Source organism: Chloroflexus sp. MS-CIW-1 (assembly GCF_030444705.1).
Taxonomy (GTDB): Bacteria; Chloroflexota; Chloroflexia; order Chloroflexales; family Chloroflexaceae; genus Chloroflexus.
The window spans coordinates 1-16,345 of the sequence record NZ_JAUBWR010000003.1; the positions used below are offsets into that span (position 1 = coordinate 1).

General features: G+C 52.2%; 16 protein-coding genes and 1 riboswitch. Of the genes, 13 read left to right on the forward strand and 3 right to left on the reverse strand.

Features of this window, described 5'->3' with window-relative positions:
- Positions 1–369: 369 nt before the first annotated feature.
- The 6 genes from QTO31_RS17150 to QTO31_RS17175 all read left to right on the forward strand — a co-directional run bounded on the left by QTO31_RS17150 (position 370) and on the right by QTO31_RS17175 (position 4,697).
- Positions 370–1,014: a hypothetical protein gene (locus tag QTO31_RS17150; RefSeq protein ID WP_301430307.1), complete on the forward strand. Its 645-nt coding sequence runs from the start codon at positions 370–372 to the stop codon at positions 1,012–1,014.
- A gap of 100 nt (positions 1,015–1,114) precedes the next feature.
- Positions 1,115–2,017 carry a hypothetical protein gene (locus QTO31_RS17155; RefSeq protein ID WP_301430309.1) on the forward strand — a complete coding sequence of 301 codons (903 nt, stop codon included), beginning with the start codon at positions 1,115–1,117 and terminating at the stop codon, positions 2,015–2,017.
- A 12-nt stretch (positions 2,018–2,029) separates the two neighbouring features.
- Positions 2,030–2,272: a hypothetical protein gene (locus QTO31_RS17160; protein WP_031460877.1), complete on the forward strand. Its 243-nt coding sequence runs from the start codon at positions 2,030–2,032 to the stop codon at positions 2,270–2,272.
- Positions 2,273–2,284: 12 nt separating this feature from the next.
- The gene (nadD, locus tag QTO31_RS17165) at positions 2,285–2,899 is read left to right on the forward strand and encodes a nicotinate-nucleotide adenylyltransferase (RefSeq protein ID WP_031460876.1); all 615 of its coding nucleotides are present in this window, start codon (positions 2,285–2,287) and stop codon (positions 2,897–2,899) included.
- Between the two features lie 6 nt (positions 2,900–2,905).
- Positions 2,906–3,622, forward strand: a complete 717-nt coding sequence (gene rsmG, locus QTO31_RS17170; protein ID WP_301430312.1) for a 16S rRNA (guanine(527)-N(7))-methyltransferase RsmG — start codon at positions 2,906–2,908, stop codon at positions 3,620–3,622.
- Positions 3,623–4,034: 412 nt separating this feature from the next.
- Positions 4,035–4,697 carry a PspA/IM30 family protein gene (locus QTO31_RS17175; RefSeq protein ID WP_301430313.1) on the forward strand — a complete coding sequence of 221 codons (663 nt, stop codon included), beginning with the start codon at positions 4,035–4,037 and terminating at the stop codon, positions 4,695–4,697.
- A gap of 326 nt (positions 4,698–5,023) precedes the next feature.
- Here QTO31_RS17175 and QTO31_RS17180 read toward each other — a convergent pair whose 3' ends face one another.
- On the reverse strand, positions 5,024–5,605 hold the full coding sequence (locus QTO31_RS17180; protein ID WP_031460873.1) for a thymidine kinase: 582 nt from the start codon (positions 5,603–5,605) through the stop codon (positions 5,024–5,026).
- Between the two features lie 66 nt (positions 5,606–5,671).
- Between QTO31_RS17180 and QTO31_RS17185 the strand changes: the two genes are divergently transcribed.
- Positions 5,672–6,394 (forward strand): TIGR00730 family Rossman fold protein, encoded by a 723-nt coding sequence (locus QTO31_RS17185; protein WP_301430314.1) that lies wholly within the window; start codon positions 5,672–5,674, stop codon positions 6,392–6,394.
- Complete coding sequence (locus QTO31_RS17190) at positions 6,382–6,597, forward strand: hypothetical protein (protein ID WP_301430315.1); 216 nt, start codon at positions 6,382–6,384, stop codon at positions 6,595–6,597. Before QTO31_RS17185 ends, QTO31_RS17190 begins: the two co-directional genes overlap by 13 nt.
- A gap of 52 nt (positions 6,598–6,649) precedes the next feature.
- Here the strand turns inward: QTO31_RS17190 and QTO31_RS17195 are convergent, their stop codons facing one another.
- On the reverse strand, positions 6,650–8,158 hold the full coding sequence (locus QTO31_RS17195; protein ID WP_031460870.1) for a MutS-related protein: 1,509 nt from the start codon (positions 8,156–8,158) through the stop codon (positions 6,650–6,652).
- A complete protein-coding gene (locus QTO31_RS17200) occupies positions 8,158–9,678 on the reverse strand; it encodes a MutS-related protein (protein WP_031460869.1) in 1,521 nt (506 codons plus the stop codon). The genes QTO31_RS17195 and QTO31_RS17200 overlap by 1 nt, the downstream gene beginning before the upstream one ends.
- 63 nt (positions 9,679–9,741) lie before the next feature.
- Positions 9,742–9,803: riboswitch (Fluoride riboswitch) on the reverse strand.
- Between the two features lie 99 nt (positions 9,804–9,902).
- On the opposite strand from QTO31_RS17200, the gene QTO31_RS17205 reads away from it, so the two are divergent.
- From QTO31_RS17205 to QTO31_RS17225, 5 genes are read left to right on the forward strand one after another with little or no spacing between them, the layout of a single operon-like run.
- The gene (locus tag QTO31_RS17205) at positions 9,903–10,376 is read left to right on the forward strand and encodes a transposase (protein WP_301430318.1); all 474 of its coding nucleotides are present in this window, start codon (positions 9,903–9,905) and stop codon (positions 10,374–10,376) included.
- Complete coding sequence (locus QTO31_RS17210) at positions 10,349–10,714, forward strand: transposase (protein WP_301430320.1); 366 nt, start codon at positions 10,349–10,351, stop codon at positions 10,712–10,714. Before QTO31_RS17205 ends, QTO31_RS17210 begins: the two co-directional genes overlap by 28 nt.
- Positions 10,715–10,756: 42 nt before the next feature.
- Positions 10,757–12,646 carry a hybrid sensor histidine kinase/response regulator gene (locus QTO31_RS17215; protein ID WP_301430321.1) on the forward strand — a complete coding sequence of 630 codons (1,890 nt, stop codon included), beginning with the start codon at positions 10,757–10,759 and terminating at the stop codon, positions 12,644–12,646.
- Positions 12,639–14,393 carry a response regulator gene (locus tag QTO31_RS17220; protein WP_301430323.1) on the forward strand — a complete coding sequence of 585 codons (1,755 nt, stop codon included), beginning with the start codon at positions 12,639–12,641 and terminating at the stop codon, positions 14,391–14,393. Before QTO31_RS17215 ends, QTO31_RS17220 begins: the two co-directional genes overlap by 8 nt.
- Before the next feature lie 39 nt (positions 14,394–14,432).
- Positions 14,433–15,647: a tetratricopeptide repeat protein gene (locus QTO31_RS17225; protein WP_301430324.1), complete on the forward strand. Its 1,215-nt coding sequence runs from the start codon at positions 14,433–14,435 to the stop codon at positions 15,645–15,647.
- The last annotated feature ends 698 nt before the right edge of the window (positions 15,648–16,345 follow it).

Here is a 16,345-nt window from a genome sequence, read left to right on the forward strand (position 1 = left end):
AATCGCCACGGCTACGCTCACCTCCCCCCTTTCCTCTACCTTGGTGGGAGAGGAAGCGGCTTGGGGGAAGGTGAGGGCGCATCATCCCCCCTTCCTCTCCCTTGGTGGGAGCGGCAGGGGGAAGGGGGAAGGTGAGGGCGCATCATCCCCCCCTTCCTCTCCCGCAGCGTGGGAGAGGAAGGGGGGCTAGGGGGGAAGGTGAGGGCCGCCAGGCACGCTTTGCAGTACAGCTACTGAAAACGTTAAAGAACCTAATGCGTTATTTCCTTCATATTGACTCTACACAAAAATATCATAGAATAGTAGATACGACACAAGCGTTGTGTCGCTGGCCGTTCTTTATCTGTAGAAAGCGCATGGTTTTGAGCGATGCGCCAGCATTATGGCTGGATCATTCTGGCAGGTGTGGTTGTTGCATTGAGTGGCTGTCTTTCGACATTACCCACCCATCTGGATGTGAGCGGACCATTACCGGCAACATTGCCACCACTGGCACAAACACTCCGTGCAGCGACAGCACCGACGTTACCAACGCCGGTGCAATCGCCATTTGTACCTTCAATCACTAGCACAGCAACAGTGGCCATTATCGTCACAACTCCCGAACCGGCAACTGTCATTCCGCCAACACCTACCCTGGCACCGGTGCCAACACTCGTCTTACCAACCTTACCTGCACTCTCGAATGAAGAACGATGGCGTTTTCAGCAGCTTAACCGCCAAATTTTTCCTGAACCTCGTTTATATAGTACAAAACGCAGTCAACTGTATTGGTATGATCCAGTAAATCAGCAAACTGTTTTGCTTGGCGTTATAAATGGTGAATTTATAGCACAAGCTACCTTTACGTTTCGTGAAAATGGTCAATTAGCGCTCGAGGTGCCTTATGAAATTAACCGCAGTTACGGTCTTTCAGCGCTCTCTCCCGCAGTTATCGAGCGTATCCGTGCCGCTGGCTTCACTGATTGGATAGAAACATTCGTATTCCTGACTTCCGACGTTCAACCAAAGTAGTTTGAATGGTTACAACGTGTTTCCGGTGTCGTTGTATAATAGAGTTGCTTATCCTCGAATTATTTTTGCTCTTGCTCAGAGTTAGGAGAAGGAAATCGCCGTGAGTAGCCGCTATCTTGAAATGGTACGTGGTCAACGTCGCCGAAGTGGATGGCAATTTACCTCGAAATCATTGCTCGCCATTCTGGCATTCATTGCCATGATCGGCTCAGCCGTCTACTGGTGGGGGGTGCAAAGCCAGTTGACCGGTAACTGGATTATTGCAGCCGCGTATACCGCAATTCTGGTTCTGGCGCCACCTAGTCTGATGTCGTTCCTCATCCCCTGGTCACCCGGAGGGATGCTGCTCCAGAAGATTAATGCCCGCACCTGGGGCTATGTTGCAGTGATGATTGCTGCCCTGTACCTTGTGTATTATTCGTTCGAGATTCAATGGACATGGTGGGCATCCCAACCGGTTGTGCAAAGCACCGGTCTGGTTATTCAGCAAGTGTTGATAGGGATTATTGGCTTTATCATTATTCCGGCCCTCCTCTGGACGCCAGTGACCTCCGAAGAGTTGGTTGAACAGGTTCGCCAGGCCCATCTGGTCCGCCGTTACGAATTGCAGACGCAGGCTGATATTGCTATTCTTCGCGCAACGCTGCTCCGTGCTCAGGAAAAAGCATTAATTGGGTTTGCCAATCTCACTGTTCAGGAACGTGAAGAGCTGGCCTCGGTGATGCGTGGATTGGTAAAGGGTATTGATGCCACGTTACGCGATATTGGTGAGAGTGTGAAAACCGTGAGTGGTGCAACCATTCCGTTCAATAGCCTGGAAGATAATGAAGACATCCGACAATACCTCGATTTTGTCGCTGAGACCCTGACTGAAAACTCTCTCTTGCCACGCCGCTCGTCGGCAACCGGCCAATCTGAAGCGGCAACCCGCCAGATCACTCCCTCCGATCACGATGAGTATTATGACGATGATCGTAGGACTCGCCTTTTGAGACATCGGTAAGCGAGTATATGTATGCGCGGTTACCGTTTTACCACTGACAACCGCCTTCCTGAACGTGATCTGACCGAGCTGGCTGATGAGCTGGCGATACAGTTACATTATGCCTTGGGCGAACGGGTCAGCCTCTTACCACGCAGCGATGTTGCTGAGCTGATCTGGCCGTATATCGATGATCTCCATCCCGACGATCAGAACGATGTTGTCTGGCTCGTCTGGCATCTCTTTCAGGAAGCTCGTGAGCTGAGCGAGGAGTGAGTTACCTGCCCCATGCCTACTCTTCGCCGGTTAGGGATCTACGGTGGCGCATTCGATCCGATTCATTTCGGCCACCTGGCAATTGCTGAAGAGGCACGCTGGGCATGTGGCCTCGATCAGGTACTGATGATCCCAACCGCTTCGCAGCCGCTAAAACCAGGCCATTACGTCGCAGCCCATCATCGCCTGGCAATGGTTCGTCTGGCTTGCACTGGGAACCCGGCTCTCATTCCTTCAGCGCTTGAACTGGAACGACCGCCTCCGTCATACACTATCGACACGCTCCGTATTTGCCAGACCCGGTATGGAACTGACGTAGAACTGGTTTTGATCGTCGGTGCTGATGCGGCTGCCGATTTACCGCGTTGGCGCGATTGTGAACAGATTCCACATATCGCCCGCCTAGCAATCGTTCACCGGCCGGGTTATACCGTCTGTCTAGACACAATCCTCGCCGCAATACCCGCTTTTGCCAACCGGATCACTGTCATCGAAGGACCACAACTCGCTATTTCCAGTACCGATCTCCGTCGTCGTCTTGCCGACGGTCGCCCGGTACGGTATCAGTTGCCCGATGCAGTTCTTGACTACATCATCCAACACCGCCTGTATCAGGCAGAGGAATAAGAACGCATGACCGACAATGCCGAACAGTTGCTCAGAGAAACAACTGCCGAGTGGGGTATCCCGCTAAGCGATGCCCAGATCGCCCAGTTTCAGCGTTACCTCGACGAGTTGACGATCTGGAACGAGCGGTTCAATCTCACTGCCATTCACGACCGTAAGGCAATGGTGCGTCGCCATCTGCTCGACTCGCTCTGGCTGGCCCGTGTTTGGCCTGCAATCCCCGACAGCCTGATCGATATCGGCAGTGGCGCCGGTTTTCCTGCTCTGCCGCTCAAAATTGTATATCCTGCATTACCGGTGACCTTAGTTGAAGCTACGGCGAAGAAGGCAGCATTTTTGCAGCATATCATCGATTGTCTCAATCTCAGTGACGTGCGCGTTTTAAACGAGCGGATCGAGGTGGTGGGCCGCAACCCGACTGAACGCGAACGCTACCAGATTGTTACCGCCCGTGCCGTAGCCGAGCTGCGGGTCCTGGTTGAATATGCTCTCCCGCTCTTACGAGTTGGCGGACATTTGCTGGCACCAAAGGGAAGAAACCCAGCAGCAGAGATCGCAGCGGCCTATTCCGCCCTGCGACAGCTCGGCGGTGAAATCAGCTCTTGTCTACCGGTCACCATCCCGGGTGAAGAACCGCGTAGCCTGGTAATAGTCACGAAAGTCGCCCCTACACCCTCCCGCTTCCCACGTGCCATTGGTGTGCCAGCACGCCGACCGTTATAATGCTAGATCGATTCCGCAATTGGCTTCCACCACTGCCCGGTAGCAGTGGCAGCTTCCAGTTGCAATCAGGCTCCGCGTCGGTGCACCGATCATACCGTCAACGCACGGGAGGGGCAAGGCCCTGCGGACAAACAAACAGGTCAGCACGGGAGGCGATCAACGGAAGGGAATCACTGCGCCACGATGTTCACTCATATACGGCTCTTCGCAATAGATGATATAACAGTCGGCTCTCTCCATGTGCGCAGAATCTTCCCGCACCAGGCTGAAACCTTTCTGCCTATCACAACGTACAGATCAGTGGTTGTAGAAGCACGTTCGGCATGCTACAATGCAGACAGTTTTCTCACGCTGGATACGCAAAGCTACAGCCACAGCTCATGAGTACCGATACTGATAAGGAGGAGCATCTATGTCCATTCTCGGTCGGATCAAAGACCTGATCAGCGCCAACATCAATGCGATGCTCGACAAAGCGGAGGACCCAGAGAAGATGGCGAACGAATACCTGCGCCAGTTAACGAATGAGTTATACGAAGCACGAACCGGCGTTGCCCAAGCCATGGCTGATGAAACACGCCTCGAGCAGCGTCGTATCGCGGCTGAAGCGGAAGTTGAGCAGTGGCAAATAAAGGCCGAGCGTGCTCTGCGTGCCGGCGATGAAGCTCTGGCTAAAGCCGCCCTGGCGCGTAAGGTCCAGGCGCAGAAACTTGCCGAGCAGTACCGCGCTCAGGAAAAGGCGCAAGAAGAGCAGGTTGAAGCACTCCAGCAGGCCCTCATTGACCTCGAAACACGGATTGCTGAAGTGAAAGCCCGCAAAGAGCTGATCATCGCCAAGAAGAATCGTGCCCAAACCCAGGAAGCGATCCAGCGCACCGCAGCCTCGATTGGTCGAGTCAGTGCCCTCGATAAGCTCGATCAGCTTGAAGAGAAGGTCGATGACCGGCTGGCAAAGGCCGAAGCAATGGCTAAACTCGAAGGTGACACCCTGGAAGCGCGTTTCCGCCAGCTTGAGAAAGATACCGAGGTAGATATCGAACTGGCCGAGCTGAAGCGGAAGCTGGGCTTGAGCTGATTCACTTATCGTATCGGTGAATGACGCGAATGAGATGGGGGCGCATCCGTTTTACCACGATAGTGACGGTTATCTGATCTGATAAGCGTATCTACCATGCTGAAAGGAACACACTTCCTCGTTCTGATGACGAGGAAGTGTGTTCTGTAGCGTTGCCAGCGACTTAACACCTGAGAACGCTGTCCTCTCCCCCGCATCCCGTAGTGACAGGAGGCAGGTCCTGCATCAGATGCACCGCACATCGCTCTCAAGACGGCAATAGGCATCTGTAGGCCATCAGACACGCGCAAACAGTGAATGCGTCTCCCGCGTGCCCGTGGTATCACCTACAACGCCGGTTCGTAACAGGCTCGGCAGCGCGCCTCATACATATCCAGACCGCCGACTACAATCGTCGGTGCATTAGCCGGTGCTGGCTTGCCATCAATTAATCGTTGCGAGCGCGTCGCATACGCTCCACACTTGACACAAATTGCGTACAGCTTATCGACCTGTTCGGCTAACGCCAACAGGTGCATCATCGCCGGAAACGGCTCTGCACGGTAATTTAGATCGAGACCGGCAACAATCACTCGCACTCCCCGGTCGGCCAGCCATTGACAACCGCGCACCATTTCAGCCGGATCATCGTCGAAGAGATGGAGTTCATCAATTGCCACGACTTGCACATCGCTCGCATGAAACAGAATTTCGCGCATCGTTGATACGGTAATTGCCTCAAGCCGACTCCCGCTGTGACTTGCTACCTGCCCCTCGGCATAGCGAGTGTCCATACGTGGGGTAAAGATGCGGAACGATTGCCGAGCAATGCGCACCTGTCGCATACGGCGGATCAATTCCTCAGTTTTGCCGCTATACATGCAACCGCAAATGACTTCGATTCGACCACCATCACCTGGACGTGTCATCCATTCCTCCGAAATTGTAGTATCCTATTGGCAGTATTGCCCATTAACGTGCGGAGTATACCACATATGTCACGCCAGACTGAAGACGAACGCCTGTTACAGACCGAACCTGTTCGACAACCATACCACTTCACCCATACTGATACCTGGCGGGTATTACGGATTATGGGCGAATTTGTTGAAGGCTTTGAGAACATGGCCGGCCTGGGTCCGGCAGTCTCGATCTTCGGCTCAGCCCGCATTTTATCCGATTCGCCCATCTATGCGGCTGCTGTCGAAACCGCCCGCCTCCTGGCTCAGGCAGGCTTCACGATCATCACCGGCGGTGGCCCTGGCCTGATGGAAGCTGCAAACAAAGGCGCACGTGCAGGTGGTGGTCGTTCGGTCGGCTGTACTATCGAATTACCGTTTGAGTCCGGCGCCAATCCCTTCGTCGATCTCGAAGTGCGCTTCCGCTATTTCTTCATTCGCAAAATAATGTTTGTCAAATACGCTCAGGCATTTGTGATCTTCCCCGGTGGCTTCGGCACGCTCGACGAACTATTTGAGGCGCTGACCCTGATCCAAACCGGAAAAATTCACGACTTTCCGGTTATTCTCTATGGCTCTGATTTCTGGCAGGGCATGGTTGATTGGGCACGTCATACCTTGCTCGCCAACGGCACTATTTCGCAAAGCGATCTCGATCGGCTGCAAATTTGTGATGACCCGCAACAGATTTGTGCCCAGATTGTTGCATCGTATCAACAACGGTATGGGAAACGAGGGAACGAGCCGTGGACACACTGATATGGCCTGCGAACGATCAGCTTTGTACCCTGTTAAGACGTTATTACTGCGGTGAGGCAGGTCTTTGGGCCGAGATTCTGGCCTGCGTTAATCAAGAGCTGATGAGACGTCAACTTCCGGTCGCACCGCGGCATGTACGCTTCCGCCGAACGACTGATGGCTATTTGGTGGAGGTGCGTTCAGCCGAAGGGTTTCAGGTGTAAATGCGTGAAACAGCTCTTTTGCTTTCAGCGCAGAGCATGGATGGGTAACGGCTCAGCTATCTGTGATTTCTACCCCAAATATCTTTCGGTAGAGATCTGCCCCATAGCTGGTTTCGAGCGGCATGCCCTCTTTGATCTTAAAAGTACGTCTCCCATCCGGTAAGCGCTCAGCACGCAGGAAAAGAACATTATCTTTACCGATAAAAGAGCGGGCGAATTCAGAGAGATGGGTCACACAGTAGATTTTAATCTTCTTGTCGAGCAACGCACGAACAATTTGCCCGGCAATTTCCGAGCCTTCACGTTCATTGGTAGCGGCAAAGGCTTCATTCAATAGAAGCATGGCATTGGGAGTAAGATGGTCAACGATCGTACTCATCCGTGCGAGTTCCTCTTCAAACTTTCCCTTCACCATTGTCTTGTCTTCTTCGCGCCTGAAGTGAGTAAACAGAGCGCTTGCCAGATTGGCTTGAAACGCTGCGGCTGGAACAAACATACCGCATTGCATCATCATCTGTGCCTGACCGAGACTCCGTAGGAAAACGGTTTTGCCACCTCGGTTTGGCCCAGTAACAATAAGAAGCGATGTTCCATCAGCGGCAATATCATTACCGGTTACTGATGTTTTCATCGTCAATGCTAGGGCAACGTCGTACAACCCTACACACGAGCAGGAACGCTCATCGGCAGGCGCTGGCTGCGGAAAGGTAACGGGTTGGTCGAGCTGTGTGAGCTGCCTGTACAGGTTTAGACAGCCAATGTAGAATGCCAGCTCACGCCGTAGAACCTCGAAGAAGTGTTCTATGTGTGCAGCGGCCTGGGCCACTACACTGGCGGTACGGGCAAGCCCCTGGTCGCGTAATTCACCCAATACCTGAATCCCAGCATCATCGCGTGGGTGGAGCGTATACGAATAGACTGGCGTATGGGCAGTGAAAAGACGTTGCAGCCAGTTCCGACCGACGTTGTTCGGACGACAGAGAACGTAGTCGCTACCTTCGTTCCCTTTTCCCAATTGTGCTCTGAGCAAGACACCCTGTGGGAAGCGTAACTGCTGAATATGTTGTTCCACTTGGGCCAGATATTCATCATCAAGCTCGTGCTGGATCATGGTGAAGAAGCGGCGAAAGCCCGGAGATGTGAAGGTCGATACATGTTGGTCAGCAATCTGTCGTAACCGACGGAGGAGGTCTAAAGAGATTTCCAACAATTCACGGGCACCGCTTAGAAGGGAACTCGGTGATGCGCGGAACGAGGAAATCCACAGCCAACGCTTGCGCTTACGCTCAAGAAATGCTAGTGGAATCTGGTATAGCTGCCTGACAACATCAGGGTACCGGATGCAGTCTTTCAAGATGTCCTGGCGATATAGAATCGGTGTGAGTTCAGTCAACGATGACAACACAACTTGACGGACCACCTGCAACACGAATTCGTCACCCTGTGCCATCGCTTCAAACAAGATGGGCAAACCCAGATCTCGGATCACATCATCGATGAGCGGTGGTAATGGTGAAGACAGGTCAAAATCCTGATCGGGATGGAGCAAAAACACCTTCATCATGACAATCGCTCCTGAAGTTGTTCATAGGTGAGACCATACGTGCGCGCCAGTGAGATGGCATAAGCCAGGCCATCGGCTGGTCTGCGGGTTATTTTGAAAGTACGCCTGGCAGGATCAGCAGCGTCTATCGACGCTACCATACTGACCGTCTTTTCGCTCAACGAGGCCAGTTCGTCGAAAAATGTTACCCAGACTCCCAAAACATCGAGCGCTATCAGACGAGCCATGATCTCCTTACTCAAGAAGAGAGCATCCTGAACAGTGGTGGATGAGAAGATCTCATTCAGGATAAACACACTGTTTGGTGTAGCCTGCGCGAGCGCATCGTGGATGCGGAGCAGGTCATCCTCTAGTTTTCCGCGCAGATTCTGTAGATTCTCTGTGCGCTCGAAATGGGTGAAGATGTTGTCGGCCAGAAAGAGCGCTGCCTGCCGACCAGGAACGGGGCAGCCAAGACTGGCCAGATAGTGAGCTTGACCAATCATGCGGGCAAATGTCGTTTTGCCCCCCTGGTTTGGCCCTGTGACAACGAGAATACGTTCCGGATCATTGAGAAAAAAGTCGTTCCGCACAATGATGTTTGCATTGTGCCGCAAAGTGTGAGCCAGCGCCAGATCAAAGCCGTCGCGCACAAAGATCGATTTGTTGGTTGTGCTGACGCGAGGATAGCAAAAGGGTAAATGCTGGGCTTTAAAATCGGCAATAAAGTCAAGATAAGCAACATAGAACTGTATCTCACGGTCGAACGTCTCAATAGTTTGATCGAGAAATTGGGGATGTTGGCGGCAGAAATGATCTAGGGCAGTGAAGGGTTCAGGGTATAACAGGGCAACAGAATCGAGAATCTTAGCCTCAATATGACTCATTCCGTTGCGTTTTGACAGATGCAAGAATTCATCCGACGTATCACGTTGCTTAAACTTTTTGAAGGTATTCTCTATATCCAGGCTGTAATCAACCTCGTCCTCGTAGGGCTTGACCTTGAAACTCCCACTCTCGATGATGACGCAATACCTGATCGCGGACAGAAACCGCTTGACCTGCTGCCCTTCAGCCGCCAGCGATTGGTATCCCGACGACCGAACGTAATGCTTCAGATATTCACGGAACGCTACAAGACCGCGCGAACGCAGTGAAAGATTGTCCAGGTTGCGTGCAAGAGAATCTACTGTGTTACAATACACTAAAACCGCTTCAAGAAACCAACCTTTTTTGTGATAGTCAACGTCAAGTTTGTCAATCATTGTCAGATAGCGCCGTACCGTGCCCATACCCTCCGCAAATGCTTTGATCGCCATCATCACCGGCTCGTGTTCCAGGTCTTGAAACACTTCTTGTCGATAGTAAACCGTTTCGACATCACGCAGAGGAGTCCAGAAAAAGGATTGGAGCTGGTATCCCGGTTTGAGACTAGTAATAGCTGCGACTATTTGATCCAGATTCAGATCGGAAAAGAAAGCGGGCTGAACGCTGGCAAGCGGGCGATGTTCATCGTGGTTATGAAGAATGGAGATCATGGAATCCCTCGTACTACACAGAACACTTGCGGCGTAAAGAAAAAACCTCTACAGAGAACTTACTCCTCTGTAGAGGCTATCAGCCTAAAAGGCAATTGACGGTGAGCCTCATCACCGGTAACTCACTGAGATCATTCTACTCTCAAAAGAACAAATGTCAAATCAGCATCTAATGTGTGGTATAGTGATAGTGACCATGCTGTTCTGATGAGGAGCAATCTGGTATGCCACAACGTGCATTTCGATCCTATCCAACCAATTATGCGACCGATCTGACCGATGCGCAATGGGCCGCCATCACGCCGCTCGTCACCGCGCCGTCGCCCAACGGCGGCCGCCCGACCGAAATTGATCGCCGCGCGATCGTCAACGCGCTGCGCTCCAAAAATCGCACCGGTTACCAATGGCGCATGCTTCCGAACGATGTTCCGCCAATGCGTTCCGTTCGCTCCTATTTCGACAAATGGAATCGTGATGGAACCTTTATAAACATCAATGATACGCTGCGGAAACTGGCGCGACAAGCGCTTGATCGCGATCCGGAGCCGTCCATCAGCGTCCTGGACTCCCAATCCGTCAAAACGACCGAAGCAGGCGGAGAGCGCGGCGACGATGGGGAAAAAAGGTCAACGGGCGCAAACGGCAATGCTGGGTTGATACAAATGGGTTCTTGCTGCGCGTGCTCGTCCATCCGGTAGACATTTCTGATACTGAAGGCGCGGAGTGGCTTTTGGCCGCGCATCATCAATCGTTTCCTCGGATGCAAGAAATTCGGGTGGATGAAGGATACAAACAAGGGTTAAATGAATGGATGCAACAGAACACGACGATACGCCTGAATGTCATCGAAAAACCGCCTGGACAAAAGGGATTTGCGGTCATCCCGAAGCGATGGGTGGTAGAACGCTCGATTGCGTGGGCGGGACGCAATCGGTTGGCGAGCAAGGAATACAACCGCAACCCAGAATCAAGCGAAGCCTTTCTTTATCTCGGTTCTATTGCAATGCTCCTGAATAGGCTTTATCCGAGGTGTTAGTTTTTGATCACGCTCTTAGGGCGCCACAATGGAGTAATAGTCATGACTCGAAAAATTCGCATTCTAGTAGTGGACGATGATCATGCAACACGAAGATTACTTCGGTATCTTTTTGAAGAAGCAGGTTTTGAAATAGTGGGAGAGGCTGAAAATGGTCAGCAAGCCGTAGAAATGGCGCTCGAATGCAAGCCAGATGTTGTTACAATGGATCTTAACATGCCAATTATGAATGGTATTGATGCTACCAGAATCATTACACAAAAAGCACCCTCGATCCGAATTATTATAATAACTGGATTTGGCACGCCAAGTACCGTAGAAATCTCGATAAAAGCGGGAGCCTGCGCTTTTATGGCAAAACCATTCGGTTTTGAAGATCTATTGACTACTATTAACCGTGTACACGAGCAGAAGCCTTCTCCTTCGGAGATTGAACAGATACAAATTGCCGAACTTAGAGAGCGTTTAGATCTGTATGCTCACGACGTCACCAAAGGATGCTTGCTTGACCAGATAGACCGTCTTGTCGCCGGTATTGCCCATGACCTGCGTAGCCCTTTGGGTATCGTTCTGTCTACTCTTGGCACGATAGATGTCAATGCTAATGATGTGACATTCGTCAGGCATCTGGAACGGATTCGGAGGCGATCCCTGTATTGCAAATGGATAGTAGACAATTTTCTAGGAGTAAGCTTTAGCGAAAACATAACTCTGGATAATATATCGCTTATTGATGTCATACAAGAAACGTTGCAGATACTGGAAAACAAAATCCATCCAAACATACATCTGAGTATTCATGTTCCAGAAGATCTTCGAATTCTGGGCAGTAGCAACCTCCTTCGTCTAATCTTGATGAACATTATTGAAAACGCTATTGAAGCGATGACAGACGGCGGCGCCCTGGATGTATCCGCTCATACGATTGATAGTCATGTACACATCGTCATAGCGGATACGGGGGTTGGTATTTCCTCAGATAAAAGGCAGAAATTGTTCAGTATAGGATTTACTACAAAACCCGCTCATTGTGGACTGGGTCTTTACATAGCCCAACGCTTTGCACGTCGAATGGGGGGTGAAATAGTCTATGCAGAGAGAGAACAATCTAATGGCTCGGTATTTCGTCTCTCGGTGCCTCTCCAACCCGAGTTCTCACTCCCGAAAGAACCTTCGAAGTTGCGCGCAAATCGGCGTAATTTAGAGAGAAAACTTACGAGAATTAGAGACAGATCAGTTTTAGAGGTGGATCGAGTTCTTCCTGAGTTCCAGAGAATCGTTTCAACTTTTGCAAGCAATCTTTATAACGAATTGAATGTCATAGAAGTTACCGCTAAAAATTTGCTATCGGAATCTCAGGACGATTCATTGAAAAACGCACTAAATAAGATTATTCAAAGCTGCACGTATGCACGTTTGCTTACCCGAAACATGGCAGAGCTCGGAAAGACACCCTCACTCCACTACAGTTTCATATCGCCAATCGAGATCATTGAGGAGGTTTTGGAGTTACTGGAAAGAAAGATACCTCCTGAGTACTACAAAGTTGAGTGGGAAATAGATCCAACGCTAGGAGATATCGAGGCGGACTCAATCTCGCTTAAACAGGTTTTTATGAACCTGATTCGCAACGCCCTGGAAGCCATGCCAGATGGCGGGGTCCTCAAGCTTAATCTGGCTCGCGAAGGGCAAACAGCAGTCATTACCGTAAGCGACACAGGGAAGGGCATTGCACCAGAGTACATCAATCGCCTCTTTACCATAGGCTTCACAACCAAACAAAATGGCTATGGCTTAGGGTTATACAATGTTATGAGCATCATTAAGAAACATAAGGGCACGATTAGCGTTTCTAGCCGCCCAGGTAAAGGCACCACATTTGTCATTCGGTTACCTATAAAGCAAACAACAGAGGAGGCGACCTATGAATGAAAAACCAAGGATACTGTTAGTTGAAGACGATATGGATTGGCTTGAAATTTATAGCGACAATCTGCGAGATGAAGATTATATTATAGAGACGGCGCGATCTATTCGCCAAGCTATTGATTTGTTGCGACATGCCATCTACGATGTCGTTGTGACAGACCTAAAAATGCTAGGATACAACGATGACTTCGGAGGATTTAGCGTCCTACAGAAAACCAAGGAACTCAGTCCTACTACTCAAGTGGTCGTGATCACCGGTTATGGATCTCGTGATATTGCATTACGTGCCATGCAACAAGGAGCGTTCGACTACGTAACCAAACCCCCTGAGCGTGAGAGATTGAAGCTGTGTGTAAGAGCGGCACTTCATGCCCGGAGGATGTTGGTACAAACAAGTTCAACGCAAAGAGCCAAGACTGAAGCAGGAAGTCACGACAAAGGTATACTTGATCAGCCTTTACAAAAACATGGAGCATTACAAGGCTTTATTGCCAATAGTCAGGGCATGCGAGTTGTGTATGAACAGGTAATTGAGGCTATTGATACCTCATTTTCAGTTCTTATATATGGGGAAAGAGGTACTGGCAAAGGATTTATAGCAAAGACCATCCATGCTAATAGCCCAAGACGGTCACGACCGTTCTCGCAAGTAAACTGTGCAGATCTATCTGGTATTCACTGGAATGCCATCACCCGTAACTTATCTCGCATTCAGGGAGGTACTTTGTTCTTTGATGACATCTCGATCTTGAGCGATAAAGATCAGGATAGCCTGGATAGGCTAATTCCAACACTTCAAACGCAAGATATACGCTTGATTGCGTCCGCAAATGTAAATCAGGGAAAAGAGTGGATAAAACGCCCAGAAAGCGCAACTGTACGACCTTCATTATTACAGAGTATAGCTCGCATATCTATTTGGGTGCCTCCGCTAAGAGAACGGAAAGATGGCGACGATCTTCCCGCACTAATAGGTTACTTCATTCACAACGCGTCTGAGGAGATAGAACCAAAACCCGACATTACGGTTTCTTCCGAAGCGATGAGGCTGCTTCTAGAATATGATTATCGTAACGGAAATATTACTGAACTGTATAATATCGTAAGAAATGCCGTGAATTTTTTAGGGGGTGAAGGGGCAATTCTGCCCGAACATTTGCTTTTTCCAAAGGGGAAGGGAAGCCGTGAGATTACCAGGATTCTATTTCTTGCATCCGATCCTACCAACACTTCGCGTCTGCGATTGGGAGAGGAATTCAGGGAGATTAGCGAACAACTCATGTTAGCACTAGGTCGTGATTATTTTGACTTGTTACTACCGCAACTATCTCTTCGTCCAAAGGATATTGCCAGAGTTCTGCTAAACACGAAACCTCACATTGTTCATTTCTCCGGACACGGCGATTCCGAGGGAGCTTTGTGTTTTGAAGATAACAATGGCCAGGTATATTTGGTCCAACCCGAAGCGCTTGCAGCATTATTTGAGCAATTGGCTGACCAAGTACAGTGTGTTGTCTTGAATGCCTGTTATTCAGAAATTCAGGCAAGAGCAATATCAAAACACATTGGCTACGTCATCGGAATGAACAAGGCGGTAAGTGATAGGGCTGCTATTGCATTTTCTCTTGGCTTCTATCAGGCACTCGGAGCAGGACGCTCTATAGATGAGGCTTTCAGATTTGGGTGCGTACAAATGCAATTACACGGCCTTCCTGAACACTTAACCCCCGTACTCATAAAAAGCGTCTGACACCGCTTCCAGTTGCCGACCGGCTCCCACTAGCGTGCTTTGATCCACAACAGTGCTGGCCATGTATGCCGCGCCGCTCGGCAGTGTGCCGCTGCACTGGGAACGCGATGCGCGCGCCTGCGCCAGGTGCTCAGCGCCTACGACGAGGCGCTGCGCTTTTATACCCCGACCAGCGCGCCGCTCGCGTATGCGATGACGCAGAACAACCGGGGCGCCGTGTTGCAGGCCCTGGCGACGCTGGCGGAGGAAGACCGCGCCGCGCGCCTGCGCCAGGCGCTCAGCGCCTACGACGAGGCGCTGCGCTTTTATACCCCGACCAGCGCGCCGCTCGCGTATGCGATGACGCAGGGTAATCTGCTGAATCTCTATCAAACCCTTGCGGGCGAGCCGGGTGAAGATCGAATGTCCCGGTTGCTGGATGCGCTTCGCGCTGGATGGACGGCGTTCCGTTTTTTTACGGCGTTACAACATTCGGATTTTCAGCAGCGTGTGATGCACCTGCTTCGAGGTCTCCGCGCCGCCTGCGGCGATGACTTCGATACGCTGTGGGCAGCGCTGGATGTGGGACCGCCGCCGGAGTGGCTGAGCGCGCCGGAGGAGGGTGAGACGTCGTCGCTGCTGAGCCAGCTTATCCAGCGCTTGCTGGCGGTGTCGTCCGGCGAGGAGTTGCTGGCGTTCTGGCGCGAACTGCCCGCCGAACTGGAAGAACCGCTGGCTGCTGCCGCAGAAGAAGCAGCGCATCAGGCCCGGCAGGCTGGCGACGCGGCGCTGGCGCAGGCGCTGCGTGAGCGCGCTGCGGGTCTGCGCGCCATCCGCGCCGCCGCGGATGCGGCTCAGTCAAAGATTCAGCAGGCCTGGCAGCATTACATTGAACTGGTCGAGGCTGCTGAGGCGTCGGGAAATGACATCGCCGCATGGCGGGCTGCGGTGGAAGCCGGCGAGGCGCTGCTCGCGCCGGAGTTCACCGATACACTGGGGATTGGGGATGCTGTGCGCGAGCATGTTGCGTCAACCTGGAATGCTCTTGGCAATGCGCTCCACGACGCTGGCGACGGAGAGGCTGCGGTTGCCGCCTATGATCGCGCCATTGCGCTGCAACCTGATAAAGCCATGTTGCGGCGCAATCGCGTCGCGACGCTGATCGACCTGGGGCGGCGCGCTGAGGCGGCGGAGGAACTGGCGCGCGCCCGCGCGCTCGAGCCGGACGCCGCGCGCCTGGCGGAACTGGAGGCGCGGTTGAGGGATGAGGGGTAGCGCGTGGCGTCGTCGTAAGGCTGCCGATAGGCGAGAGGCGAGAGGCGAGAGGCGAGAGGCGAGAGGCGAGAGGCGAGAGACGAGAGGCGAGAGGCGAGAGGCGAGAGGCGAGAGGCGAGAGGCGAGAGGCGAGAGGCGAGAGGCGAGAGGCGAGAGGCGAGAGGCGAGAGGCGAGAGGCGAGAGGCGAGAGACGAGAGGCGAGAGGCGATGGTCGAGAGGGTCACTGCTGGAGTTCGCGTTCCGTGCCGGCGGGCTTCGTGCTGGCGAGCCGAGGGCTTTCGCCCGACGGCGTGCGCCAGCCCGCGCAGGCGGGCTTCGTCCTGGCTAGCCGAGGGCTTTCGCCCGACGGCGTGCGCCAGCCCGCGCAGGCGGGCTTCGTCCTGGCTAGCCGAGGGCTTATGGTCTTTGAATAAATAATCTGGTATAGCCCGCGCAGGCAGGCTTCGCCCTGGCTAGCCGAGGGCTTATAGTCTTTGAATAAATAATCCGCCATAGCCCGCGCAGGCGGGCTTCGCCCTGGCTAGCCGAGGGCTTCAGCCCCACGGCTAGCGCAGTATAGCGAATTTAATTTTCAATCTCCATCAGCCTCACGGCTGGCGCAGTATTGCGGAGTTATTTCTCAATCTCCACTAGTACTTGACCACACTGGTCTCATAGGGTATTCTTTCTTCCACACTACTCTCGTGGAGTGAAGGAG